The organism is Nocardia sp. NBC_01009 (assembly GCF_045208035.1).
GTDB lineage: Bacteria > Actinomycetota > Actinomycetes > Mycobacteriales > Mycobacteriaceae > Nocardia.
In genome coordinates, this window is the sequence record NZ_CP108695.1 from 331909 (window position 1) to 356297 (window position 24389).

Annotated in this window: 25 protein-coding genes; 10 read left to right on the plus strand and 15 right to left on the minus strand. The window is 65.1% G+C overall.

Annotated features, from left to right (window positions below):
• Window positions 1-76 precede the first annotated feature (76 nt).
• From OHA42_RS01425 to OHA42_RS01435, 3 genes are all read left to right on the plus strand, one after another.
• Complete coding sequence (locus tag OHA42_RS01425; RefSeq protein ID WP_406233865.1) at window positions 77-1378, plus strand: glycosyltransferase 87 family protein; 1302 nt, start codon at window positions 77-79, stop codon at window positions 1376-1378.
• A gap of 1039 nt (window positions 1379-2417) precedes the next feature.
• The gene (locus tag OHA42_RS01430) at window positions 2418-3029 is read left to right on the plus strand and encodes a putative immunity protein (RefSeq protein ID WP_406233867.1); all 612 of its coding nucleotides are present in this window, start codon (window positions 2418-2420) and stop codon (window positions 3027-3029) included.
• Window positions 3026-3535, plus strand: a complete 510-nt coding sequence (locus OHA42_RS01435; protein ID WP_406233869.1) for a putative immunity protein — start codon at window positions 3026-3028, stop codon at window positions 3533-3535. Before OHA42_RS01430 ends, OHA42_RS01435 begins: the two co-directional genes overlap by 4 nt.
• 17 nt (window positions 3536-3552) lie before the next feature.
• Here the strand turns inward: OHA42_RS01435 and OHA42_RS01440 are convergent, their stop codons facing one another.
• Window positions 3553-4569: a hypothetical protein gene (locus OHA42_RS01440; protein ID WP_406233870.1), complete on the minus strand. Its 1017-nt coding sequence runs from the start codon at window positions 4567-4569 to the stop codon at window positions 3553-3555.
• Between the two features lie 1359 nt (window positions 4570-5928).
• Here OHA42_RS01440 and OHA42_RS01445 point away from each other — a divergent pair.
• Genes OHA42_RS01445 through OHA42_RS01455 form a run of 3 tightly spaced genes read left to right on the plus strand, consistent with a single transcriptional unit; the run spans window position 5929 to window position 6991 of the window.
• A complete protein-coding gene (locus tag OHA42_RS01445) occupies window positions 5929-6246 on the plus strand; it encodes a hypothetical protein (protein ID WP_406233871.1) in 318 nt (105 codons plus the stop codon).
• Window positions 6243-6434: a hypothetical protein gene (locus OHA42_RS01450; RefSeq protein ID WP_406233873.1), complete on the plus strand. Its 192-nt coding sequence runs from the start codon at window positions 6243-6245 to the stop codon at window positions 6432-6434. Before OHA42_RS01445 ends, OHA42_RS01450 begins: the two co-directional genes overlap by 4 nt.
• 35 nt (window positions 6435-6469) lie before the next feature.
• Entirely contained in the window at window positions 6470-6991 is a 522-nt protein-coding gene (locus OHA42_RS01455) for a hypothetical protein (protein ID WP_406233875.1), read from the plus strand.
• Window positions 6992-7000: 9 nt separating this feature from the next.
• Here OHA42_RS01455 and OHA42_RS01460 read toward each other — a convergent pair whose 3' ends face one another.
• From OHA42_RS01460 to OHA42_RS01470, 3 genes are all read right to left on the minus strand, one after another.
• Entirely contained in the window at window positions 7001-7144 is a 144-nt protein-coding gene (locus OHA42_RS01460; RefSeq protein ID WP_406233876.1) for a hypothetical protein, read from the minus strand.
• A gap of 121 nt (window positions 7145-7265) precedes the next feature.
• Window positions 7266-7466 (minus strand): DUF397 domain-containing protein, encoded by a 201-nt coding sequence (locus OHA42_RS01465; RefSeq protein WP_406233878.1) that lies wholly within the window; start codon window positions 7464-7466, stop codon window positions 7266-7268.
• An 11-nt stretch (window positions 7467-7477) separates the two neighbouring features.
• Window positions 7478-8338: a helix-turn-helix domain-containing protein gene (locus tag OHA42_RS01470; RefSeq protein WP_406233879.1), complete on the minus strand. Its 861-nt coding sequence runs from the start codon at window positions 8336-8338 to the stop codon at window positions 7478-7480.
• A 556-nt stretch (window positions 8339-8894) separates the two neighbouring features.
• On the opposite strand from OHA42_RS01470, the gene OHA42_RS01475 reads away from it, so the two are divergent.
• Window positions 8895-9353: a DUF4254 domain-containing protein gene (locus OHA42_RS01475; protein ID WP_406233881.1), complete on the plus strand. Its 459-nt coding sequence runs from the start codon at window positions 8895-8897 to the stop codon at window positions 9351-9353.
• Here the strand turns inward: OHA42_RS01475 and OHA42_RS01480 are convergent.
• From OHA42_RS01480 to OHA42_RS01505, 6 genes are all read right to left on the minus strand, one after another.
• Window positions 9338-9796: a hypothetical protein gene (locus OHA42_RS01480; protein ID WP_406233882.1), complete on the minus strand. Its 459-nt coding sequence runs from the start codon at window positions 9794-9796 to the stop codon at window positions 9338-9340. The genes OHA42_RS01475 and OHA42_RS01480 overlap by 16 nt on opposite strands.
• 202 nt (window positions 9797-9998) lie before the next feature.
• Window positions 9999-10292, minus strand: a complete 294-nt coding sequence (locus tag OHA42_RS01485) for a DUF3349 domain-containing protein (RefSeq protein ID WP_406233883.1) — start codon at window positions 10290-10292, stop codon at window positions 9999-10001.
• 10 nt (window positions 10293-10302) lie between these two features.
• Complete coding sequence (locus OHA42_RS01490; protein ID WP_406233885.1) at window positions 10303-10638, minus strand: DUF3349 domain-containing protein; 336 nt, start codon at window positions 10636-10638, stop codon at window positions 10303-10305.
• Between the two features lie 11 nt (window positions 10639-10649).
• Complete coding sequence (locus OHA42_RS01495; protein ID WP_328406759.1) at window positions 10650-10934, minus strand: hypothetical protein; 285 nt, start codon at window positions 10932-10934, stop codon at window positions 10650-10652.
• Between the two features lie 112 nt (window positions 10935-11046).
• A complete protein-coding gene (locus tag OHA42_RS01500; RefSeq protein WP_406233887.1) occupies window positions 11047-12435 on the minus strand; it encodes an anion permease in 1389 nt (462 codons plus the stop codon).
• A 188-nt stretch (window positions 12436-12623) separates the two neighbouring features.
• On the minus strand, window positions 12624-14135 hold the full coding sequence (locus OHA42_RS01505) for an ATP-dependent DNA ligase (protein WP_406233889.1): 1512 nt from the start codon (window positions 14133-14135) through the stop codon (window positions 12624-12626).
• A 93-nt stretch (window positions 14136-14228) separates the two neighbouring features.
• Here OHA42_RS01505 and ramB point away from each other — a divergent pair, with 93 nt between their 5' ends.
• Complete coding sequence (gene ramB / locus OHA42_RS01510) at window positions 14229-15635, plus strand: acetate metabolism transcriptional regulator RamB (protein WP_328406762.1); 1407 nt, start codon at window positions 14229-14231, stop codon at window positions 15633-15635.
• Between the two features lie 165 nt (window positions 15636-15800).
• Complete coding sequence (locus OHA42_RS01515) at window positions 15801-16469, plus strand: class I SAM-dependent methyltransferase (RefSeq protein WP_406233892.1); 669 nt, start codon at window positions 15801-15803, stop codon at window positions 16467-16469.
• 143 nt (window positions 16470-16612) lie between these two features.
• Here OHA42_RS01515 and OHA42_RS01520 read toward each other — a convergent pair whose 3' ends face one another.
• The 4 genes from OHA42_RS01520 to OHA42_RS01535 form a co-directional block, all read right to left on the minus strand.
• Window positions 16613-17392, minus strand: a complete 780-nt coding sequence (locus tag OHA42_RS01520) for an ATP-binding cassette domain-containing protein (RefSeq protein ID WP_406233894.1) — start codon at window positions 17390-17392, stop codon at window positions 16613-16615.
• Window positions 17389-18441, minus strand: coding sequence for an ABC transporter permease (locus OHA42_RS01525; protein ID WP_406233896.1), 1053 nt, complete (start codon window positions 18439-18441; stop codon window positions 17389-17391). Before OHA42_RS01525 ends, OHA42_RS01520 begins: the two co-directional genes overlap by 4 nt.
• 19 nt (window positions 18442-18460) lie before the next feature.
• Window positions 18461-19453 carry a substrate-binding domain-containing protein gene (locus OHA42_RS01530; protein WP_406233898.1) on the minus strand — a complete coding sequence of 331 codons (993 nt, stop codon included), beginning with the start codon at window positions 19451-19453 and terminating at the stop codon, window positions 18461-18463.
• Between the two features lie 756 nt (window positions 19454-20209).
• A complete protein-coding gene (locus tag OHA42_RS01535) occupies window positions 20210-21472 on the minus strand; it encodes an MFS transporter (RefSeq protein WP_406233900.1) in 1263 nt (420 codons plus the stop codon).
• A gap of 74 nt (window positions 21473-21546) precedes the next feature.
• Here OHA42_RS01535 and OHA42_RS01540 point away from each other — a divergent pair, with 74 nt between their 5' ends.
• Entirely contained in the window at window positions 21547-22473 is a 927-nt protein-coding gene (locus tag OHA42_RS01540; protein ID WP_406233902.1) for a TetR/AcrR family transcriptional regulator, read from the plus strand.
• A 58-nt stretch (window positions 22474-22531) separates the two neighbouring features.
• Here the strand turns inward: OHA42_RS01540 and OHA42_RS01545 are convergent, their stop codons facing one another.
• Window positions 22532-24361 (minus strand): acyl-CoA dehydrogenase, encoded by a 1830-nt coding sequence (locus OHA42_RS01545; RefSeq protein ID WP_406233904.1) that lies wholly within the window; start codon window positions 24359-24361, stop codon window positions 22532-22534.
• Between the last annotated feature and the right edge of the window lie 28 nt (window positions 24362-24389).

A 24389-nucleotide genomic window follows, 5' to 3' on the forward strand; every position in this document is an offset into this window, starting at 1 on the left:
TGAATTGCCCTTAGTTTAGCTAACTATTTGCTCGTTTCGCCTGTGCTGTCTCACCTGATGAAGGAAACACAACTACATGGCTGCCATCCTGCAAATGGGAGAACAGCGCGCTGCCAGGACGGTCGAGCCGTCCCGGTCCCCGCACACATTGAAGGCCCTTTGTGCCGCAATAGCTTTCGCTGCCCTATCCGTCGGCGTCTGGCTGGAATTCCTGCGGCCGAATTGGGAGATGTACTGGCACCAGATCGACCTACAGGTCTATATGTGGGGCGGTTCGACCGTGGCGATGCACCCCGAGCTGCTCTACGACGGCCGCGGACCGATGGGCCTACCCTTCCTCTACCCCGTCTTCGCCGCGTGGATCTGCGCCGAGCTGTCACGGTTCTCGATCAATTACATCGGGACCGGCATCGTGGTCCTCACCATGGCATCGCTGTATGTGAGCGTGTGGAGCACCGCCGCACTCCAGCGGCATCGGCGCGGAGCCGGCATGGTCGCGATGACAATCGCGGTCAGCGCCGCCGCGATCTGGATCGAGCCGGTGCAGCAGGCATTTCAGTTCGGTCAGCTCAGCGTGATTCTCATGGCGTTGGTGCTCGCGGACCTCGCCATCCCCAAGGATCGCCGGTATCGGGGCATCCTGATCGGCATCGCAACCGGCCTCAAGCTGACCCCCGCGGTGTTCATCGTCTACCTGCTCATCACACGCCAGTTCAAAGCCGCCGCCGTAGCCACCGGGACCTTCGCCACCACCGTCGCGATCGGCTTCTGGTATCGCCCGACCCAGGCGTTCGAGTTCTGGACCACGACCACGTCCTCGCAGAACCGAATCGGCTTCGCCTACGTACAGAATCAGTCGATCAACGGCCTTTTCGGTCGCCTGCAATGGACGACATGGGATAGCAGCGAAGCCTGGCTCGTCGGCGCAGGCCTGCTCGCGATCGCCGGAATAGCCGCCGCTCGCGTCGCTTACCTGCGCGGCGACGAACTACTCGGCGCCCTCCTCGCGGCCACCGTCATGCTGCTCGCCTCCCCGATCTCCTGGACCCACTACTGGGTCTGGATCGTGCCCGCCGTGATGTGGATTTTCCACGCACTGCGCAACCGCCCGCGCAGCATCCGAATAGCCGTACCCGCCGCCATCTACCTCTTCACCTTCGCGTGGCCGATGCAGGTCGACCGCATCGGCTCCTGGGACCCAGATCTCCCCCTCCTCCCTCAGGGACTGATCTGGTTCGTCCCGCAAACCCTCGGCCGCGAATTCCACTGGACCCTCCCCCAATTCCTCCTGGGCAACTCCTACACCCTGCTGGCCACCGCAGCCCTGCTGGCGGCAATCGTCTATCTGCTCCCCCGAGGCCCCGAAGCCTCTCGATAACACCGTCGCCCCGACATCACCCGCGCGAACAGCAGACACGATCGGGTGAGGGTGAGACATGCCCGCTACTGGTAGATGCCGCGGGGAATTTTCACTGACGGGAAGCCATCGAGCTCCGAAAAAGAGCCCTTTCAGAGCCCGGAGCACGGCCGCGAATTCGCTGGCGTCGCCCGCAGGAATGCCAGGTCAAGGCTGAAATCGGCACCGCAGACGGCAGTCGTGTACAGCACCACCACACGCTTCGGCGCGCCCATCCTCGATGCCGGAGGCCTCACCCTTATCGCAGGCTGCCTGGCCGGCGCCGGTGTGCTCGGCGGATTGGGCGCCATCGTCGGCGCCGGAGTGCTCGGTGTCCCCGTTGGTATTGCCGCTGCGATCAAGTCAGAACACCATGAACCAGCCGTACGACGAGGAAAAGCCGGGTGCCGACAAGGAGTGACCTCCGATGCCGGCCGGCGGCGCGGGCGAGGGTCCCGCGCCACCGGCCGGCGGGCGGTGGGTCAGGGCAGTGAGCCACCACCGTCGGACGGAAGGGTGGGTTGGGCCGTTGGGTGAGGCGGGCCGCTTCCGTTACCGACGGGGTAAGCCTGCTCGGGAGACCTCGAGGGTTACCACGATCGGGCTGTGAGTCGGCTGGGAACTCTGGCGCTGGGGTAGCCGAGCGCCGGCGGCTCGGCATCAACCGTTGCGCACCGCGCGCTATTCGCCTTCGGCCACCGATGCGTGTCTCCGTGGATGACGGCGGCCAATTTCTTTTCGCTGACCGACCCGGATGGAAACACCGTCACCAGGTTGACAGAGACCATGTCAGCCGAGTTCCGAGGCGGGGAGAACAACTTCTGGCCTCTACGCCTTCCGATCGTGTTCCAGCAAGCGGGGTCGCCACTCATTCATCATCAAGGTCGACCACTCCGAAACGACCCTGCCGCTGACGATCGTCGCCCGTGTGGGCGGCCCTCCTTTGAAGGTTTTCACTCGCTCTAACGAGGAAAACCTGGTCATACCTTCAAGCGAGGGTTCAAAGTTACGATCAGTGAGCATGAACATCCAGCCAGAGCCTCCCACCCTGCGCGAGCTGCGCACTCCAGACTTCACCTTGACCTTGAACGAGCTCAGGGCAGTGACCGCCTTTGCCGTGGCCTCGGCTGAGCAGGTGCTCCCGCTTTTCCAGGCGCATCACCCCGACGACGGCAGACCCCGCGAAGCACTCGCCGCCGCCGTCGCGTTCGCACAGGGAGACCGCCGCTCCCGCACCCAACGTGTAGCAGCACCGGCGGCCCACCGTGCTGCAAAGGAAGCGGCGTCGCCGGTCTCGTTCCACGCCGCGATGGCCGCAGGCGATGCCGCGGCGTCGGCATACCTGCATCCGCTGGCAGATGCTGTCCAGGTCAACCACATTTTGCGCGCATCTGCGCACACCATCCGGGTGTTCGAGCTGTGCCCCACCAGCGAGGAAGAGGCCGCAGGTAACCCTGTCGAGCGCATCGTTTACCTCGCGACGCCGCTGTTGATCGACGTCCTCTGCCGCTACCCAAGGATCGGCGCCGGAACGAACCGGGTCAGTCAGCTGGTGCACGAGCTCGACGACCGTCTGCGAGACCAGTCGCGAACCCCGCCCAGGTCACCCGACCGAGTGTCGGAGCAGCGATGATTCTGCCCAAGATCCGAGATCCCCGAATGGTGACGATCCGTCGGGGTGGCTCGCTGACCGACGCCGATCATCGGTTGCTCGCGCTGTGGGCAGCCGATTGCGCCGAGCATGTTCTCGACTACTTCGAGCGTGAACTGCCCGACGATCCACGGCCACGGGACGCAGTCGCGGCCGCGAGAGCGTGGGCGCGGGGCGACATGCCGATGATGCAGGCCCGCGCAGCAGGTGGTCACTCGATGGGCGCAGCCAGGCCGCTCGTCGGCGCGGCCCGATTCGCCGCCTACGCAGCCGGACAAGCCGCATGCGTCGGACATGTCGCCGAACACGATCTCGGCGCCGCTGCATACGCGATCAAGGCCGCTCGAAGCGCGCACCCTGGCAATTCTCGGGCGGAGCGAATCGAGCGTGACTGGCAGCGTAAGCAACTCCCTGACCCGGTCCGCAGGCTTGTCCTCGAAGACCAGATCCGGCGCAACAGCATCTGCTGGTCGGTCTTCTCCGACTGAGATCCGCAGCTGCTGCGCTATGCCACGAGCAGCGCCCGAGCCCGCTCGTTGAAGTCCGCTACCAACGGGTGTGGACCGAACGCGACCATGCGCTGCTGGATATCCCGAACGGCTTCCACAGACCGAGAGGACTTGACCTTGCTGGACAGGTTCACAGTTCGAACGCTCGCAGCATGGGCCGCTTCAAGATCTCGATTCTGAATGTGGGCCACTGCCAACGCCGCATGGGACAGCGCACCGCGCCGCGCCCGGTTCTGGCTGCGGGCGTAAGCAATTGACCGCCGCGCGTGCAGGGCAGCCTCATCCGGCTGCCCCAGATCCCGAAACGCGTTCGCCCACTCGCCACAGATGTACGCCTCATCGATGAACTTCGCCCACTCCGGTTCCTGCTCCGGCTCTATCCGCTCGAAGGCGCGCTCGGCTGCGTTGACAGCTTGTGCGGTACCGACCTTGTCGCCAGTAGCCGCGAGCGCCCGCGCTTCGAGGGTCCACAGGTCGGCTAGGCATGCAGCAGAGTTGGCTTTGGCAAGGCCCTGCCGGCCCGCCTGAGCGAGGCGACGACCCTCGTGCGGGTGTCCGAGCAGCGTTGCCTGATCTGCCAGCCCAGCGAGGACGTGAGCGCCGAGCGCCGAATCTTTTGACTCCTCTGCCAGGCGGAGAGCCTGAATCAAGTACCGCTGAGCGGTCCCATGCTCGCCGTTGTCGAACGCCATCCATCCCAGTAGGTAGGTCTGTTCGGATGCAGCTCCGCACAGCGCCCGGCGTACTTCCGCGGTGTGAGTACGCCGAAGCAGCGGATAGACGTGCTCGTTCATGTAGGCAGCCAGAACCAGACGGCCTGATCCTCCCCCTTGGAAGATGTCCATCTCTTGGAACGTGCCGAACATGTTCTTCACGGCCGTAACGTCTTCGAGCCGTACGCGTTGCCGGCCGTCCGGCAACTGGTCGAGGGTGTTGAGTAGCCAGTCACGGGACGGTCCGATGGCCGCGACTGCTGCAAAGGGTGCGGCCGTGAGCAACTTCCTGCGGTCCACGTCTGCCTTCCTAGGTCGGCAACGGCTTCCACCGTCTCGGTCAACGATGGGCTGTAGGTGAGGGACCGGTCAACCGCTGGGGCAGCACCCAAACCGAGGTCGTACGTCGTCACGCGGTATCCGAACCGTGCGGAGAACAGGTCCGCCAGGATCGCCGGAACAGGGGGCCGAGGGCGTTCCCCTTCATCTATCCAGCGCCGCACACTGGACGTGTCGGGCCGGACGTGATGCTCACCCCATTCGAAGGCGAGGGTCCGGACTCGTCGTGCCAACTCGCCACGGCTCCACCCGGAACGGGTCAGCCACTCTTCAAGATGCATGTCCGGACTCTTCATCCTGATCACCCGTTGGTCTAGTGGTGGTGGCGAATTCACCACCATTCAACACCCCGAGCAACCTGCTCATGGCAGGTCGGAGCAACCAGACTCGGTTCTAGCGCCCGGAGAGACGACTCTCCTACTTCCCTCATCGAGGACGGTTTTCTCAGGGGCCGGGCGCACCCAAACCGCAGTCGATGCCCCGGAGGTCGGCCGATGCCGAACAACGAGCTTCCACAACGAGACCCGTTCACCGGGCCACCAACCGCCTACACAGGACCCACCATCTACGTGGGCGACACCGCGTGCACAGGCGAACCAGCTACCGATCTTTTCGGAGTCTTCGTGGCCGCGCTTCGGGAGTGGGCAGGTCCTCGGCCTGCCTCCACGGAATCGTCTCGGTGGCGGGGTGTCGACCCCCCGCCATCGGGCGTACCACACTGCCGTCGATGCAAGCCGAGGTTTAACCCGATGGAACACATACCGTTTGGCGACACCCCGATGTCGCGTTGCATCTTCTATCGGCGGGTATGCGATCTGCCCGCAACCGTCGACCCACCGAGCTTGGGTCGCATCATCATGAAAGCAACACACGTCCAGGCGGTCAGAATGCCTGTGCCGCTCGGGCAAGCGGTCAGACACGATATGGGCCGTCGAGGTGCGGCTGTCGGTCCGATCCTGGCGTTGCCACGGTCGGACCAGTGGATGGATCTGATCGTGCGCGGACGTCCCCGAGGATATGTCGCTGTTCGCGGAGTTGTTTCGGAACAACGTGTCAATTATCCGTGACGGTGGCACGATCGCGTTGCCGTCACCCACCGCCAGGTCGAGCGAAGTACGGTACTGGGTCGAGCCACCACGAGACACGTTCCGGCCGTCTGGGCTTGCCGTGATCGATGTGGTGCGGGCTTGTTTGGGACCGGGCAAGGTGCGGGAGGTGTCGCATGCCTGAATGTGGTTGCGGCCCTTGGATCACGGTGTCGATGCGCGATATGGCCGGATACGACAGCAAAACCGCCGACCCGCCGAACAGCGAACCCCAATGAATGTCAAAGCAATCGGGATGCTATTACTCGATGTCAGCGGCCCGCACGTGTTACGAGACGAACGCGTCATCACCGAGTTGGCCGACCAGCACGGCTACACCCTGATGCGGCTGGTCACGATCGCGCACGACACGTTCATGCCCACCGTCCTGATCGTCACCACAGCACACAATATGGGCGCCTCCGCAGTTATCGCGCCGAGCGCCGACCACATCAAGCACAACGCCCGGGCTATCGCAGTCGTGTGCGACCTGATCACCCCGACCCACCGGATCCTCTGCACATCCCCTGACCGACGAGGAGGCATGTCATGAGCACACCAGACGACGAATACCCAACCGCCCTTGCCGAATTCCGGCGCGCCTCGGATGCGTTTCATGACGCAGGTCTTCCCCCAACCGGGCCACTCGCGGATGCGTACAACGCGGCAGCGGCCCGCCTGCAAAAGGCGGCGTCTCACCGCTGCGACACCGACAAGCCGACTAGATTCGATGCACCGTGAAACCAGACAGCCAGCACGAGGGGAAGGCCCGGCCAGTGGACGACGAACAGTTGACGATGGACCTCGGTGTGCTGGTCGAGCAGACCGCATGGGGGAAATGGATAGACCCCGATCGCCGCAAGGCGCAAGTCCAGAAGTTCATGGACCATGCAGGCATAAGCCGCTTCCCTTCGGAGCCGTGGCCCGAAGGGTCGGCGGAGGTAAAACGGCTCGATTCTATTGTCGCGGAACTGTTCCCGAATATGGCTACCGCGATGGCTCCCGAGAACGCCGACATGGCAGATGCGTTCATCTGCTTTTTAGGTGAATGCTTCATCAGGTTCGCAGGGGCACATTGGGAAGATTACGAATGGTTCGGTCGTGAGAATTCATTCTACGATCACGTCAATCCAGTGCTCGAATATAGGTTCGACGCCGACGGTGACACCGCCTACGGGTTGATGAAACTCATGATCGATGATTATGACCCGGACGACGGCGGTGGCATGTTCTCCGGTATGGCAGACATGCTGCGCGAATTCGCGGACGAATATGCGTCGTCAGGTGAGGGCGTGTAGCCCCACAGTTTACGAGAGAAGCAACGCGAACGCGCGATACGAGCGGGAATCCCGCTCGACGCCATACGCGTCGCCCAACTCGGATGGGATCAGCCCGGAGAAGTACGGCGGCCGGAACCGGCGGATCGGGCAGTTGCCGACGCCAATCGTCATCACAACGAAGCCAGGGAACGCGGACGCGTCGAGGAGCGAGAACGTCAGCGCACCTTTGGGCGCGAAGCTCGGTAGAAGGGTTTGGCGCTAACCCGTGAGACCGCGAAGTGACTTCGGCCGATCATACGGGCGGCGACCTTCGAACGGCTGCGGTAAAGGCAGCCCACTCGGCTTGCCCGAACTCGAGAGTTGGACGGGCGTCAGGGAGTCCCCGATACTTGCTGTCGCGGACAAGAATTCGGTCGCCTTCGAACCGGACTTCTACGCACGCAGTGCTGTCGTTCGAATACGACGACTTGAACCAGCCCGGCACGCCATCCATATCGGCCGAGCCTACAGCTCACCGAGTTTGCGCTCGATCAACGTTATCGAATCGTCCCGTGGCAGGGCATGATCGGCGATGGTGTTGGCGTACATGGTGCTGAGATGCCTTACCGGCTCGGCGTCTTCGATCACTCCGAGGTGCACCAATGTCTCGGTCCACCCCACGTCGGGTAGCAGCATGTTCTCGAATCCGAGCAGGTGGAACGATGCGCCTGCCAGCAGCGCACCGCCGGGCGCATCGAACGGGATGACGCGAATGTCCACCGAATCGCGGTGCTCGTCGACGATCGAGACCAGATGGCGTAGCTGGCCTTTCAAGACCTCGGTACCACCCGTTCGCTGTGTCAGGGCGGCCTCGCCGACAAGTGCGGTGAAATACAGCGGTTCCGTGCCGGTCAGCCGCTGCTGACGCCGCATGCGTACCTCGACCCATCGATCGATCTCGACCTGCCGAACGCGGGCAGTGTCGTTGGCGATCACCGCACGGGCGTAGTCCTCGGTTTGCAACAGTCCGGGGATCAGGACGCTCGCATAGCTCCGAATGTTGTGCGCTCCGTACTCGAGCCCATATAGCCGCGAGACTTCATCCGACAGCAATCCGGCATAGCTCGACCACCACCCGCGCTGCTTGGCGATCTCGCGCAACCGCAGCATCTCGTCGCGTTCGGCGGGGTCGAACTCGAGCAGCGACATCAGCCGCTTCAGCTTGTCCTCGGCCAGGATGCGTTCCTTCTCGACCTTCGACCAGTACGACAGCGTGAAGCCGAGTTCCTTGGCGATGACCGACGCGCTGACGTCGAACTCGCTGCGCCTGCGCTTGATTCGGAGCATGAGTTCCCAGCGGGCGACCGTTGGCGAGAGTGGTGCCATCGGGGGATGGTGTCCTTCCAGCTCTAACGATGCGTGGAGATGACCGTACCTCCCAGCAGACTAGATCAATCAGCAGTGAGATCGATAGGTCAACTTGACTTATCGATGGACTAAACCCTAGGCTCCATGTGTCTCAGATCACAGGCGGGAGCGTTCCAGCCGGGCCCGCACGGCGCGGGATCGAGGGGGGCGCATGGCTGTGCATGTTGTCGGTCGGGCGTGGATGGTTGGGGATCGGACTGCGCATCAGGCGCGGCGGGTCAGTGATGACGCGTGGGTGGTCTCGTATTTGCGGGGACGGATGCTTACTACCGAGCAGGCGACGGCTGCGATTCAGGCGGCGGAGTTTGTTGCGGTGATGGATGAGCTTGCGGCGCGGATGGGGCTCACCGCGTTGGAAGCTTTGGGGCTTGCGGTCAATGAAACCCCGTGGGAGACACCGCCGTCACGGCATCGCTTTGCCAAACTCCGTGGGCGGCACCGGCGTTGAGGATTGCCGACTTTTGTACAGGTAGGTCGTTGTCCAGCAGCATCATTCGAACGAGGGGTAATCGGCATGGAACCACTGCCGCCGAAGGAAATGATCTTGGAAGCCTGCCGCAGCCTGCCGCGCGGCGATCATCCGATCCTGACATCCGCGCACCAACTGGCGGGACTGCACGAACAGCGCAGGTACTGCGCGCTGGGCTCGACGGCCGACATCGACGAGCGGCGAGCCCATTTCGTACTCACCATCGATCGCTGGATTGCCACCGAAGTTCCGCTTCCGCATGGTGGCGCGCACATGCACACCGAGACGGTCGGCACCGTGATCGACAGAATGGCCCAATTCTCCATCTGCGCCTATGCAGCCCTGCGCACCGCACCGGACTGGATCGTGCACGACGCCTGGCAACGTTTGGCCGAGCTCGCCCTCGGCTACCAGGATCTCGCCTTCGAGGTCTCCGCCGGCATCCGCCGCCTGCCCGACCTCGGCGGCCACCGGCCCTACAGCTCCGGTCAGGGCTGGCTCTGAACCACCACCCGAGCCCACGGCAGCGCCTCCCGCCACCCAGGTTGCCCGAAGGCCCAGCCCTGCAACACTTTTGCCACGGTCTCGTGTCCCGATATATCGAACGGGCCGGCCACGCGCGCCGCGAAGTGCCGGTCGGAGCCACCCTCACGGAACTCGATCTGACAACTCATGTTGTCGTTGAGATAGATCTGCATGTAGTGCTGCCCGACAGGCTCGGCATCCAACCGATCCACGATCACGAACCGATGCTGCAGATTCATCTCACTCAGCAGGTCGAACAACAAGTCCGCAGAAGGGTTTTCCCGCGCTTCCCCGCTCGCCGTCTCCACCCGCAACGCCGCATCCATCACCCCGCCGACCCTAACCAGTTCCCCATACTGGCAATACCCAAACATCGCCGCAAAACTTTGGTCCCCACCAAGTGCGCTGCCGCCGACGGACATTCGCCCCTCGGCCAAAGTCGCTCGGCCCACCTGCCCTGTGCAACGCCCCGGACCAGTCCACCGAACAGGGCATCAGCGAGATCCCACCCGCCACACGCCGCAGCCGAGTCCCGTTCGTCAACGAGGCAATCGGGCGGGAAACGCGCTGGTGTACCGCAGAGCTGTTGGCGCGAGCCGGATTCGAGCAGCTCCGGGCCGGTTGCTATTCGCCGGAGGCCGGGTCGGGCCAGGCGTGGGCTTCCAGGCGGGACCGGACCCGGGCGGCGTCTGTTTCCGAGGGCATTTCGTTGGTGGTCTTGGTAATCATCACCTGGATGTCGGTCTTGTCAGCGGGGAGGTCACCGGTGGCTGCCAATTCGGCGGCTATCTGGCGGACCTCGTCGTCGGAGAGGCGGCGGCGCAGGAGGGCGAGCAGCGGGACGTAGTCGGATTCCGGGACACCGTCGGGATATCCGGCCCGCAGCCAGTCGATGATCGCATGGAGAAACGGCGGCATCAGGCTGGGTTCAATCGGCGTCGGGGAAGGGGGTAGCCAGTGGCCAACCGCCTGCGGCGAGATGCGAGGCCACGCGGGCGACGTCGTGTTCGTCCGGCTGCTCCATCGCGAACCGCGTGATCGCCGTCTCGATATCGGCCTGACTGATCTCGGTGTCCGGGTTTTCGCTCACCAGTACCTCGGCGATCGCGACCACCTCGAAATCGGTCAGGTGCCGGTGCAACACGGCGAACAGGGCGACATAGTCGGAGCTGGGGATCCCCTGCGGGTATCCGGCGCGCAGCCAGCCGATGACCCGGCTGAGCACATTCGGGCGCCCCTGCGTGGATTTCGGTTGCTCTGTCACGATGCCGCCCTTCAGGCCTGTCCGAACAGATGGATACCGAATTTGGCGGCGAGGAATGCCTTGGCGGTGTAGAGGATTCCGGTGATGATCGCGGCGATGATCAACCCGAAGCACACCAGAGCCCCGGCCAGCGCCGGGTAATTGCGTTGGACTGCACGGCCATCCGCGGTGACCGAATCGGCCGCCGACCAGAACCGCACTCCGACGGCGAAGATGATCGGCAAGCCCGCGCCGAGCACCAGGCCGGCCGCGGTCACCTTCCACAGCGAGTTCAGATTCGTGATGAGCGTGTGCACGGTGCTCCTCCTAGTGCCTACTGTGGACAACGCACCGGGAACGATCCACCGGTGCGACTGCTCGCATGCGACGCCTGAACGGGGTGGGATACAGCGCGTTGTTCGACACGCTTCACACCTGGGCGGAACGGTTGGATTTGGTACCGGGGCCCTCCGAGGAGGACGTGCCGGAGGGTGGCGACAAACCGTCCGCGGTCACGCCGCCCGGACTGCCCTCGGCCGACGACGGAGCACCCGCCGCAGCGGCGGACGCCGAAGCGTCCTTCGCAGTAGCAGCGTCCTTCGCAATGCCGGAATCGGCGTCCGGCGTGTCGGCCGCCGCCTGCGCACGGCCCGGCGGCTCGACCGGCTCGACTGCGTCCGGTGTCTCGCCGGGCCATTCGTTGACATTGCTGGTGTCGACGGGGTCGTGCCGCGAGCGCAGGTACATGACGGCCGACAGCGCAATGAGAATCGCGAACACGACGAGCACGCCGGCAAGCCCGCCGATGACGTGCGCGATGGCCCAGCAGATAGCCCCCGCCACACCCGCGAGCGGCAGCGTGAGCAGCCACGCCACGGTCATTCGACCCATCACGCTCCAGCGGACCTCAGCGCCCTTGCCGAGCCCGGTGCCGAGGATCGAGCCGGTGGCGGTCTGGGTGGTGGACAGCGGCAGACCGAAATGGGCCGAGGTGAGAATGATCGCGGCCGACGAGGATTCGGCGGCCAGCCCCTGCGGAGAGTCGATCTCGACGAGGCCCTTGCCGAGGGTGCGGATGATGCGCCAACCACCCAGGTAGGTGCCCGCCGCGATGGCGACGGCACAGGCCGCCATAACCCACAGCGGCATCTCGTCGTTCTTGGTGAGGGTGCCGTGCGCGACGAGCGCCAGGAAGATGACACCCATCGTCTTCTGTGCGTCATTGGTGCCGTGCGCCAGCGAGACAAGCGAGGCGGAGCCGATCTGGCCCCAGCGGAAACCCTGGTCGACTTTGTTCGGATCCGACTTCTTGGTGATCCGATAAACCCCCCAGGTGCCGATCGCCGAAACCAGCGCCGCGACGATCGGCGCGAGCACAGCAGGCAGCACGATCTTGGTGAGCACGCCGTCCGAACCGGAGGCCCAGATCACTCCGCTCCAGCCGAGCGCGGCGATGGTGGCACCGATCAGGCCGCCGAACAGCGCATGCGATGAACTCGACGGCAGGCCGAACAGCCAGGTCAGCAGATTCCACAGAATGCCGCCGACCAGGCCGGCGAACACGATGATCAACAGGTCCTGCCCGTCGACGCCCTCGAGCCGGACGATGCCCTTGGCCACCGTCGCGGCGACCGCCACCGACAGGAACGCACCGATGAGGTTGAGCAACGCAGACAGTGCGACCGCCACGCGCGGCCGCAGTGCGCCGGTGGCGATCGAGGTCGCCATCGCGTTCGCAGTGTCGTGGAAACCGTTGGTGAAATCGAATGCGAGTGCCGTGACGATGACGATCAGAAGAACCAGTAATTCGACGGTCACCTCTCCAGTGTGAAGTACCGGCCATCTGAATTGCGATGCGGTTGCCGTCTGCCGGGACTCGATTTCGATCGGCTACCGTAGACCTGGCCTCTACCTGCCGACGCGCGAGCAGCCCTCGGCGAAGGAGGGGCGGCTCGCAAAGCGATCATCGATCCACGCTCCCGCATCGCTGAACGGTGACCGACTGCTCACGGCAGCAGGGCGCGAACTGTCTCGATGGTGTCGGCGTCCGCGGGTTCCTTGTCCGGGCGATAGCGAACGACACGGGCGAAGCGCAGGGCGACACCGCCGGGATAGCGCGGACTCACCTGGACGCCGTCGAGCGCGATCTCGACGACGAGTACCGGCCGCAAATACACGGTCTGGTCGTCGCGGGCGCGCTGGTGGCGCGGAAATTCGGCGGTCTGCCAGTGCAGTAGCGCGTCGGTGAGGCCCTTGAACGTCTTGCCGACCATCACCGGTTCGCCGGTTTTCGGATCGCGGGCTCCGAGATGCAGGTTCGACAGGTAACCGGTGCGGCGGCCGTACCCCCACTCGGCGCCGAGCACCAGCAGGTCGAGGGTGTGGGTCGGCTTGATCTTCTGCCAGGCGCGGCCGCGTCGACCGGCCGCGTACGGCGCGTTCAACGATTTGATCATCACGCCCTCGTGCCCGGAGGCGAGCGCGCCGTCGAAGTACTCGGCGGCCGCCTCCGGATCCGGCCGCAGGATAGCCGGAATACTGTGTTCGACAGCGACTTTCGTCAGCGCCGTGCGGCGCTCGTACAGCGGGGCGTCCAGCAGGTCCTGGCCGTCGAGGTGCAGGCAGTCGAAGAAGTACGGGTGCAGCAACAGTTCCCTGGTCGAGCTCACCTCGGCGAAGCGGCTCATCGTCTCCTGGAACGGGCGCGGCCGACCCGAATCGGTCAGCGCGAGAGTTTCCCCGTCCAGCACCACGCTGGTGCAGTGCAACCGGGAAACCAGATCGACCAGCTCGGGCACGCTCGCGGTGATATCGCGCAGCGTCCTGGTGAACACCCACACCCGCGATCCGTCGCGATGCACCTGTATCCGGGCGCCGTCCATTTTGTGCTCGACGGTCACCTCGCCGTCGAATTCGGCCATGGCCTCCTCCAGCGAAGCGCCGGGCGAGGCGAGCATCGGCTGGATGGGGCGACCCAGCTCCAGCCGGAACTCGGTGAGCGCGTCCACTCCGCCGGTCAGCGCGGCAATGGCGGTGACCGGCAGTTGCCCCGACAGCATGTAGGCCCGGCGAACCAGATCCACCGGCACCTGCGCCGCGACGGCAACCGCCTCGCCGACGAGCGCGGTCAGCGCACCCTGGCGCAGCTCACCGGTCAGCAGCCGGAGTAGGAACACCTGTTCATCGGCGGTCGCCGCGGTCCACAACGCCGTGAGCAGTTCCTTGCGCCGGTTCGCCGAACCCGCGCCCGCGATGCCCGCCAACTCGCCGAGTGCGCCATCGACATCCGAAACCGCAAGTGTCGCAGTGCCGCTCGGCGCACCGTCCATCGCGGTGAGCGTGCGCCAGCCGGTGCCGATACGCCCCTGCCGTAGCTCGCCGGAAACCCAGGCGACCACCGGGGCCAGCTCGTCCGGCGCGGCATCGGACAACAGCCCGGCCAGCGCGGCGATCTTGGTCTTACGGGACCGCGTCGCGCGGACGGTCTCCGAGGTCCGCACGACATCCGAGAACAGCACCACCTGACGGTAACCCGGGGGTGTGACACATCGCTCAGCCCTGCTGCTAATTCACTCTTGGCAGGGCTGTGAAACCAGCCATAAACTGGACAGATGGCCAAGACTTACGTCGGGGCGCGGCTTCGTCAGCTGCGGGCCGAACGAGGGCTGAGCCAGGTCTCACTCGCCCAGAAGCTGGAGATCTCGGCGAGCTACCTCAACCAGATCGAACACGATGTGCGCCCGCTCACCGTGCCGGTGCTGCTGCGGATCAGCGAGGTTTTCGGCGTCGACGCCACCTTCTTCTCCTCACAGGACGACACCCGGCTCATCGCCGAACTCCAAGAGGTCGTGATGGACCAGGAGCTCGGCATCGAGGCCGACACCCAGGAGATCGCCGACATGGTCTCCGCGCACCCGAGCATGGCGCGCGCACTGGTCAATATGCACAACCGCTACCGCAACACCTCCGCGCAGCTGGCCGCCGCCACCGAGGACCGATTCGCCGACGGCTCCGGCAGCGCGACGATCAGCAAGCCACATGAGGAAGTGCGCGACTTCTTCTATCAGCGACAGAACTACATCCACGAATTGGATACCGCCGCAGAGGAACTCACCGCCCGCATCCGATTCCACGGCGGTGACATCAACAACGAGATCGCGCGCAGGCTGCGCGCGCACGATGTGCGGATCGTCGAACGCATCGACCTCGGCGAGGGGGTGCTGCACCGGTACGACCCGGACACCCAGCGACTGGAAATCGCCCCGCACCTGTCCGGCGGACAGCGCACCTTCAAACTCGCCGCCGAATTGGCTTATTTCGAATGCGGCGAACTGCTCGAAAAGCTGGTCGAGGAGGGCAATTTCGTCTCCGAGGACACCCGCAAACTGGCCATGCTCGGCCTGGCGAACTATTTCGCCGCGGCCACCGTGCTGCCCTACACGCATTTCCTCGAGGTCGCCGAGGACTTCCGCTACGACATCGAGCGACTCTCGGCCTTCTTCACCCAAAGCTACGAGACCATCTGCCACCGGCTTTCGACTCTGCAACGTCCCAAGCTGCGCGGCGTGCCCTTCTCGTTCGTCCGCGTCGACCGAGCAGGCAATATGTCGAAACGCCAGTCCGCCACCGGTTTCCACTTCTCCGCCAGCGGCGGCACCTGCCCGCTGTGGAATGTCTACGAGACCTTCGCCTACCCCGGCAAGATCATGACCCAGATCGCCCAGATGCCCGACGGCCGCAAATACCTGTGGGTCGCCCGCACCGTGGAGCGGCGAGCAACCCGATACGGCCAGGCCAGCAAGACATTCGCCATCGGGCTCGGTTGTGAACTGCGGCATGCGAGCCGGGTCGTCTACGCCGACGGGATAGATCTCGACGAGGCGAAGGCCACCCCGATCGGCGCGGGCTGCCGGGTCTGCGAACGCGCCAATTGCCCGCAGCGCGCGTTTCCGCCGCTGGGCAAGGTGCTCGATATCAGCGAGCACCGCAGCTCGGTGTCACCGTACGTTCTCAAGTAGGCCGATACATGTGGTTCGCCGCTGCTATATGGATCTGATGACTTCGCCCGCACGTCCGTCCTGGAACTCGGGGTTCCAGTAGTAACGACGCAAAAAACCGTTGGGCCGCCGACGAGCCAACAGGCTCAGTGTTGAAAGGCGTTCGAGCGGCGTACGGTCGAGTGTGTGAACAGTGGCGCCGTACCGGCGGCAGCTGTGGAGGGCTCGGACCTGTGGGCGCGGGCGTTCTCGGCCCTGTACGACCCGCTCCTATGGGTGGGCGAGAAGGCGGGCATGGGCGTTCGTCGACGGGATTTGCTCGGCCGTGCGAGGGGGCGGACGGTCGAGCTGGGCAGCGGTACGGGTCTGAACCTGCGGTACTACCCTGACGACCTCGACGAGCTGATCCTGACCGAACCCGAGGCCGCAATGCGTGCGCGGTTGGCGCGGAGGCTGCATCGCAGTCGACGTCGGGCGCGTGTGCTCGACGCATCAGCGGAACAGCTGCCATTCGCGGATGGAACCGTGGACACCGTCGTCTCAACTCTCGTGTTGTGCACCGTCGACGCAGCCGATCCGGTGTTGCGGGAGATTGGGCGCGTGCTACGCCCCGGAGGCCAGCTGCTGTTCCTCGAGCATGTCCGTTCCCAGTCGCCGCGACTTGCCCATTGGCAGGATCGCCTCGCCGGCCCGTGGCGCCGGTTCGCGGAGGGCTGCCACTGCAACCGTGCCACCCTCGAGCTGATCCGGACCTGCGGGCTGGAGCTCGGAGAGGTACAGGAAGCGTCGTGGCGGGCAATGCCCCCGATTATTCGACCGCTGATCACGGGCGTGGCCACCAAAAGCGGTGGCTGACACTCTCGAGTGCCCCTGAACTCGTTTCACGCTGCGCTGTCGAACAAGGTCGGGAGGTTCCGGTAGAACTTCGCTGAATTTTGGGGCGGATATGACCGTAGCCGCTATTCAGGCCGGACACGACGTCATGGCTTTCAGGTCGGTCACGTCACGACTCGCTGCAATTCGTGCTGTAGTGCGTTCAGTTCTGCGCCACCGGCCATCTGCTGGGTGAGCTCCGGCAGCCCGATGTCGAGCTTCTCGTAGGAGCCGAGCACGGCGCCTCGCTCGAGCAGTAGAAACCGGTCACCGACCAGGTAGGCGTGGTGGGGGTTATGGGTGATGAGGATGACGCCGAGCCCGCGGTCGCGAGCTTGCACGACATACCGCAGGACCGCGCCCGCCTGTTTCACGCCCAGCGCGGCGGTCGGTTCGTCGAGAATCAGCACCTTGGCGCCGTAGTGCACCGCCCGCGCGATGGCCAAGCACTGCCGCTGCCCGCCGGACAGCGTGCCGACGGGCTGTTCCAGATCCTGAATATCGATTCCCATGTCGGACAAGGCAATACGTGCGATCTGCTGCGCTTTGCGCCGGTCCAGCAGCCGCAGCGGCCCGAATCCGGTGGTGGGTTCGCAGCCGAGGACGAAGTTGCGCCACACGCTCATCAGCGGTATCAGTCCGAAATCCTGGTACACAGCGGCGATACCGTGGTCCATGGCGGCACGCGGTGAGGAGAGCCGGGTCGGCTCGCCTTCGATCCGCACCTCGCCGCTGTCGTGCTGGTGTACGCCGGAGAGGATCTTGATGAGGGTGGATTTGCCGGCGCCGTTGTCGCCCAGTACGCAGGTGACCTCGCCCGCGTTGACAACCATCGAGACGTCCCACAGCGCCACCACACTGCCGTAACTCTTTCCGACAGTGAGTGTTTCGATCAGCGCAGTCATCGGCGTGCCCTTTCCGCGCGCTTGGAGAACTGGGTGTTCACCAGCACTGCCGATAGCAGCAGGATGCCGAGGAACAGCATGAACCAGTCGCTGTTCCAGCGCGCGAACACGATTCCCTGCTGGGCCATGCCGAAGGTCAGCGCACCGATCGCAGCGCCGACCACGGACCCGAAACCACCGCTCAGCAGACATCCGCCCACGACCGCGGCGATGAGGTACTGAAACTCCGATCCGACACCCTGGCTCGCCTGGACGCTGTCGAATCGCAGAATGTCGCACGAGCCGACCACCCAGCCGGCGGCTGAGGTGGTCATGAACAGTATGATCTTGGTGCGCCCGACGGGCACGCCGACCGCTCGTGCGCCCACCTGCGAGCCGCCGAGAGCCAAGACCCAGTTCCCGAATCGGGTGCGCACCAGCACGACTGCGGCGATTATCGTGAGCACGATCCACCACAGGGTCGACGCCTGTATGCGAGCGTCAGCGATTCCGGTCGTGGAGGCGAACACCGCACTCGCCGACGAGTAGCCGCCCGCGTTGTGGATGCCCGACAGTTGCACAGTGCCGGTGACCAGGCGCGTCACACCGAGGTTGAGGCCTTGCAGCGCAAGGAATGTGCCGAGAGTGACGATGAAACTCGGCAACCCGGTCCGTACCACGAGCCAGCCGTTGAGCGCGCCCACGGCCAGCGCGAACATCAGTGAGACAAGCAGCGCCGACCACACGTTCCACCCGGCGTGCACTGCGAGCAGCGCGGTGACCAGCGCGGTGGACCCGGTCATCACACCGGCCGACAGATCGAACTCACCGCCGATCATCAGCAAAGCCACGGCGATAGCCATGATGCCGATCGGCGACGCGGCGTCCAGCCACGTCGAGATACCCAACGGGCTCAGGAACTTATCGGTGACGACCGAGAAGAACACGAACACCGCGGCCGCACCCAGCGCCGCACCGGTCTCCGGACGCACGATCAACCGCTGCACCAGCGGTGCGCGCCCTTTCAGCGGACGCGGTACCGAGGCGGACACTTCGGCACGAACAGTCACTTCACACTTCCAGCCGGTCTCAACGCGTTCCCTGCGCCACCAGCTGGGCGATCGCATCGACATTGGACTTGTCGACGAAGCTGGGGCCCGTCTGGATCGGCAGGCCACCGCCGACGGTATCGAGGTTCGACCGGTAGAGCTGCAGCAGCACGATGGGCAGATACCCTTGTTCGTACTGCTGCGGGTCGGCGGCGAACAACAGTTTGCCCGTTCGGATGGCGTCGAGCACCTCGGTGTTGAGGGTGAAGGTGGCAATCGCTGCGGTGGAGTTGGCTTCTTGTGCCGCGGCGACCGAGCGGGCGGCGATCTGCGCGTTGTAGGACAGCACTGCGTCGATCGACCGGTCGGCCTGGAGCGCGGCCTTGATCCGAGACTGAACATCTGTCGGGTTGTTGATGTCGACCACCACCGTCGTGGTGGCATTACCGAAGCCCTCCGCGGCACCGCTGGCAAGATTGTCGGCGCTGACCTGGCCGGCCATGTGGTTCACCAACAGCAGCTTGGTCTTTCCGGCATCGCGCAGGCGTTTACCCACGGCCACCGCGGCAGGCCGCTCGCTCTGGCCGACGTGGCCGATGGCGCCGAGGCCGGCGCTTTCGGCTTCGCCGGAGTTGGTCGTCACCACCGGGATGCCGGCCGCCACGGCGCGTCGGATGGAGGGGCCCAGCGGCTGCGGGTAGGCCATCGAGACGACCAGGCCGTCGACACGCTGCGCGACGGCATTGTCGATGAGTTTGGCCTGCGCGTTGGGATCCTCGGCAGAGTAGTAGTCGACGCGTATGCCGAGCTGTTTGCCCGCCGCCAAGGCACCGTTCTTCACCACACTCCAGAAAGCGTCACTCGGGCTGCTCTGGGTGACCACCGCAACCGAGCGCAACGTGCCCGCAGCGGCCGGGGTGCGGGTCTGCGCGGAGCCGCCGGTGCCCGGCGCGCTGCACGCGGCCAGCACAGGGCCCGCGACAAGCCAAGGCAGGACACGCCGCCGCTGTATCGTTTGCGAGATCATCGTCATCACGTCCAATCTGCCTGTCGGGCCGAAATGTACGGCCCGCCAACGCGGTACGTAAGCCGACTGACGTCAGATATACAATCTGGACTGCAACAAGCAGTGGGAAGGCCACCACGGCCGGCGGGCCAGAATTCCCGGTTCCGCTTGTCCCGCAAGACTTTCCGCCACAGCTCGCCCGCGAACCTATCTACATCCATGTACTTCGCCGGGTCGGTCGGCGCAGCACCGATCTCGGTGCTGCGGCAGTACATCGAGCAACAGGACCGCCCGGTCCAGAGCACGCTCGGCACTGGCGGGCCACGGCCTCCTCTTGCCGGCCCGCCAACCCATCGGCTGAGAACCAAACGAACCTGGGGCCAGCCCGCCCGGCCTCCTCCGGCTCGTCATGGGACGGGACCGGCATACGCCATAAACCTGACTTGACCAGTATTTCCGTTGTATTTTCCGCCGATACGGCGACCCCAACTCGTTGCACACGCATTCGACCCGCCCCGCATCGGTCGACGCGAGCGTCGCCCACACCCAGTAATAGCAGTGCGGCCCATTGCACAGTCGGGTCGAGCACCTCGACGGCACATGGTTGTCGTATCCGGAAGCAACAGAACACACATCGGTCGTAGCGCGGTCGGACGGGTCGGCCCAGCACAGCCGAGGCCGGAATGTTCGAACTCATGGCTATTCGGCAGGCGGTGCGGCAGCCCGCTACGACAAAGCCGGGCGACATCAGCGAAAACTGATGTCGCCCGGCCAGTTATTTGCTCACGCAGGTTGTGCGCCGGCCAGGTCCGGCACCACGGCTGCGGCCGTGCGCTGGAACCGCATACCGAGCATGGTCAGCCCGAGTGCGGTGACCAACAGGATGGCCAGTGTCCAGGCGAGCATCGAAAAGCCGTGTGGTGCAGCGGCCGCCGCTACGATCGGGCCGACGGTCGCACCGACGTAGAAGCTGAACATGGCGACCGAAGAGGCCGCGGCCCTGGCTTCCCCGCCCAGCTCGCCTGCGCTCTGCAGGACGGCGGGGGCGATGATGCCGAGGCCGCCGACGAGCACGGCGAGCAGCACGGTCAACACCCCGAGGTGTCCGCCTTCGAAGGTGGCGAGCACCATCGCGGCAGCGGCGACGAGCACGCCGAGCACGATCTGGCCCGGCTTCGACAGCCGCGCAAGCGGCATCGCGAGCAACGGCAGCGCGACCATCACCGGGAGCGCACCGGCCCGCAGGGCGAGCAGTTCGCCCGATCCCTCGACGATGCCGGTGAGTTCGATGCCGGTGTAAACCCCGACCATCACCGCCATGCTCAACGCACCGGCGGCAAGCATCGGCAGCAGCGGTTTGATCCGCAGCACCGCAGGAATCGCCGCGTAGCTGTGCAGCAGCGGCTTGTCCCGGCCGGTCGGCGCGTCATCGAGCATGACAGCACGCAGGGCGAGCGCCAGTGCCGTGAAGACGACGGCCGAACCGACGAACATGGTCCGCCAGGGGAACGCGGCAACCACCGCCTGCGAGACGATCTGCGCGAGCACCGTCGCAGCAAGGAACGAGGTGGCCACCGACATGGTGACGACAGGCCGGTGCGCGGGCGCGATGCGAGTGGCGACGTAGGCCATGATCGCCGGTGGGATTGAACCGACGACCAGACCCTGCACGATCCGCAGCCCGACCGCGAGCGGCGCACTGAACGCCAGACCGGTCAACAGGGTGACCATTGCAGCGGCGATCATGCCGGTGATCAGCACCCGCCGGTGGCCGAAGCGATCCGACAGCGGGCCGAAGAGCACGAAGCCGCCCGCATAGCCGAATGCGAAGGCACTGATGATCCAGGTCATCACCCCCGAGCCGACGTTCCAATCGGCTTTCATGGCCGTGAACAGCGGAATCGGGATGTACATCTGGCCGGTGGCCAGCAGGGCGGACAAGACGAAGACGGGCAGTGTGCGCCCGGTGTGCGCGCGTGGCGACACGCTCCGGGTGCGTGCGGCAGCCGGAGTACCGGCTGGAAGCTGAAGTGTCGGCGTTGCCATAGCGCTGACAGTACGACGGTCATCAAACTCTGTCAACCAAATAGTTGGTTTAATGAAATGGTAAAGTCCAGGCCATGACCGTCACGATGAAGCGCAGCGACGCGACCAAGCAGGCGCTGCTGCGCGCCGCCCGGGACGAATTCGCCGAATACGGCCTTGCGGGAGGTCGAGTCGACCGCATCGCCGAGGCGGCAGGAGTCAACAAGGAACGCATCTACGGCCTGTTCGGCAGCAAGGACAAGCTGTTCGACGTCATCCTCATCGACACACTGCGCGAGTTCATCGACGTCGTGCAGCCGATGGCCGACACCGAACCGGGCGATTACGTCGGCAAGCTCTTCGACTACCACCGCGACAACCCCCAACTGTTGCGACTGCTGCTCTGGGAATCACTCCATCGCGGGGCCGACGCCCACGACATCGACGGCTGGCGAGCCGAGCACTACGTGCAGAAATTCGACCGGGCCCGAGAGCAATTCGGCGTCGACGAACAGCAGGCCGGACTCGTTCTCCTTGCTCTGTGCGGCGTCGCCAACTGGACATACGCGGTCCCACAGACCACCCGCCTGCTACTCGGCGCCGCCGCCGAGGACTACGAAACAACCAAACGGTTCATGCAGGAGTTCGCCAGGGCAGCCATGCGGCGTGAGCCCCGAGACGATTCATCGGTCAATGAGTTGACCACCCGGACGGCGGCCGCCGCGCCGACCGGGACGCTCCGTACCGCGGCGACCGAGACTCCGGTGGAGGCGATCGCCGGAGCGAATGACAATGCCGCGGCGGAGCCGCCCGCGCACACCGGCCCGGAGAACTCCTGCGACAACGTGGACCGGGCCGCGCAGCGGCTACGCGACGCACAGGCAGCCGCCGAAGCCGCCCGCGACGAACTGGCCGAAGCCCTGCGGGCGGCCCACGCAGCAGGCGCGGGGGCCAACCAGTTGGCCCGCCGAGTCGCGGGCACACTTTCCCGCCCGGTAGTGCTCAAGCTGCTGGCCGACTGACTCCGCCGGCACCGGCCGCAAGTCGCGGGCCCTCACCCGCGTCAGAACACGGCTGCGCCTAAAACGCGGCCTCGTCCATCTCCATGATGTCATTGTCGATCGCCGCCAGAATGCCCTTGACCGCGGCCAACTCCGGTAGCACGTTCTTCACGAAGAAGCTTGCGACAGCGACCTTTCCGGCATAGAACGGCCGGTCCTTCGCCGCCGGTTCCGCTGTCAGTGCGGTCGCGGCGATTTCGGCCTGCACCAGCAGCCGCCAGCCGATCAGCAGGTCGCCGACGGCGAACAGGAAACGGACCGAACCCAGGCCGACCTTGTACAGCTCGGCCGGATCCTGCTGCGCGGCCATCAGGTATCCGGTCAGCGTGGCCGCCATCGCCTGCACGTCGGCGAGCGCCGTGGCAAGCAGCGCCCTTTCGGACTCGAAGCGACCGGTCTTCACCTCCAGGAACGCGGAGATCTGCCCGGTGACGTGCGCGATGGCGACGCCCTTGTCGCGAATGATCTTGCGGAAGAAGAAGTCCTGCGCCTGGATCGCCGTGGTGCCCTCATACAGCGAGTCGATCTTGGCGTCGCGGATGTACTGCTCGATCGGGTAGTCCTGCAGGTATCCCGAACCACCCAGTGTCTGGAGCGATTCGGTGAGGTACCGGTAGGCCCGCTCGGAGCCGACACCCTTGACGATCGGCAGCAGCAAATCGTCCACCCGGTGCGCCAATTCGGCATCGGCACCCGAAACCAGCTCGGCCACATCGGTATTCTGATGTGCCGCGGTGTACAGATACACCGCACGCAGACCTTCGGCATAGGCCTTCTGCATGGCGAGGCTGCGCCGCACATCCGGGTGGTTGGTGATGGTGACGCGCGGTGCCTCCTTGTCCGACATCCGGGTCAGATCCGCGCCCTGGACGCGCTGCTTGGCGTAGTCGAGCGCATTCAGGTATCCGGTGGACAGCGTGCCGGTGGACTTGATGCCGACCACCATGCGCGCGTTCTCGATCACCTGGAACATCTGCGCGATGCCGTTGTGCACCTCGCCGACCAGCCAGCCCTTGGCGGGAACGTCCGTGCCACCGAAGGTCACCTCACAGGTGGGCGAGGACTTCAGGCCCATCTTGTGCTCGACACCGGTCACATACACACCGTTGCGGTCGCCCAGCTCGAGCGTCTGGTGATCGAAGAGGAACTTGGGCACATAGAACAGCGAGAGGCCCTTGGTGCCGGGTCCCGCGCCCTCGGGTCGAGCCAGCACGAGGTGGAAGACGTTCTCCGCGGTCTCACCGACATCGCCGCCGGAGATGAAACGCTTGACGCCCTCGATGTGCCAGGAGCCGTCCTCCTGCTGGACGGCCTTGGTGCGCCCAGCGCCGACATCCGAGCCGGCATCCGGCTCGGTCAGCACCATGGTGCCCTGCCAGCCACGGTCGTAGCCCTTGGTGGCCCATGCCTTCTGCTCATCGGTGCCGACGTTGTAGAGCACCGAGGCCATCACCGGACCCATATTGAAGAAGCTCGCCGACGGGTTTGCCGAGGTGAGCATCTCGTTGACCGCCCAGATGACCGCAGCGGGCGCGGGCGTGCCGCCCATCCCCTCCGGCATGCCGAGCCTGCTCCAATCGGCCTCGCGCACGGCCGCGATGGTCTTGCGCAGCGGCTCCGGCACGGAGATGGAGTAGGTGGCCTGGTCGTAGACCACCGGATCGCGATCCGCCGCGGCGAACGATTCCGCGACCGGGCCCTCGGCGAGACGCTTCACCTCGGTCAGGATCTCGCGCACGGTGTCGGAGTCGAGATCACCGTAGGCACCCGTATCCAGCAGCTTGTCCAGCTGCAACACCTCGAACAAATTGAATTCGATGTCGCGCACGTTCGCCTTGTAGTGACCCACCGTGGTCCTCCTCGACTGACAACTCCGT

Excerpts from the sequence above, each read along its gene's own strand:
- OHA42_RS01425 (WP_406233865.1), top strand. The coding sequence starts at position 77 with ATGGCTGCCATCCTGCAAATGGGAGAACAGCGCGCTGCCAGGACGGTC.
- OHA42_RS01430 (WP_406233867.1), top strand. The coding sequence starts at position 2,418 with ATGAACATCCAGCCAGAGCCTCCCACCCTGCGCGAGCTGCGCACTCCA.
- OHA42_RS01435 (WP_406233869.1), top strand. The coding sequence starts at position 3,026 with ATGATTCTGCCCAAGATCCGAGATCCCCGAATGGTGACGATCCGTCGG.
- OHA42_RS01445 (WP_406233871.1), top strand. The coding sequence starts at position 5,929 with ATGAATGTCAAAGCAATCGGGATGCTATTACTCGATGTCAGCGGCCCG.
- OHA42_RS01450 (WP_406233873.1), top strand. The coding sequence starts at position 6,243 with ATGAGCACACCAGACGACGAATACCCAACCGCCCTTGCCGAATTCCGG.
- OHA42_RS01460 (WP_406233876.1), bottom strand. The coding sequence starts at position 7,144 with ATGACGATTGGCGTCGGCAACTGCCCGATCCGCCGGTTCCGGCCGCCG.
- OHA42_RS01465 (WP_406233878.1), bottom strand. The coding sequence starts at position 7,466 with ATGGATGGCGTGCCGGGCTGGTTCAAGTCGTCGTATTCGAACGACAGC.
- OHA42_RS01470 (WP_406233879.1), bottom strand. The coding sequence starts at position 8,338 with ATGGCACCACTCTCGCCAACGGTCGCCCGCTGGGAACTCATGCTCCGA.
- OHA42_RS01475 (WP_406233881.1), top strand. The coding sequence starts at position 8,895 with ATGGAACCACTGCCGCCGAAGGAAATGATCTTGGAAGCCTGCCGCAGC.
- OHA42_RS01480 (WP_406233882.1), bottom strand. The coding sequence starts at position 9,796 with ATGTCCGTCGGCGGCAGCGCACTTGGTGGGGACCAAAGTTTTGCGGCG.
- OHA42_RS01485 (WP_406233883.1), bottom strand. The coding sequence starts at position 10,292 with ATGCCGCCGTTTCTCCATGCGATCATCGACTGGCTGCGGGCCGGATAT.
- ramB (WP_328406762.1), top strand. The coding sequence starts at position 14,229 with ATGGCCAAGACTTACGTCGGGGCGCGGCTTCGTCAGCTGCGGGCCGAA.
- OHA42_RS01520 (WP_406233894.1), bottom strand. The coding sequence starts at position 17,392 with ATGACTGCGCTGATCGAAACACTCACTGTCGGAAAGAGTTACGGCAGT.
- OHA42_RS01530 (WP_406233898.1), bottom strand. The coding sequence starts at position 19,453 with ATGACGATGATCTCGCAAACGATACAGCGGCGGCGTGTCCTGCCTTGG.
- OHA42_RS01535 (WP_406233900.1), bottom strand. The coding sequence starts at position 21,472 with ATGGCAACGCCGACACTTCAGCTTCCAGCCGGTACTCCGGCTGCCGCA.
- OHA42_RS01540 (WP_406233902.1), top strand. The coding sequence starts at position 21,547 with ATGACCGTCACGATGAAGCGCAGCGACGCGACCAAGCAGGCGCTGCTG.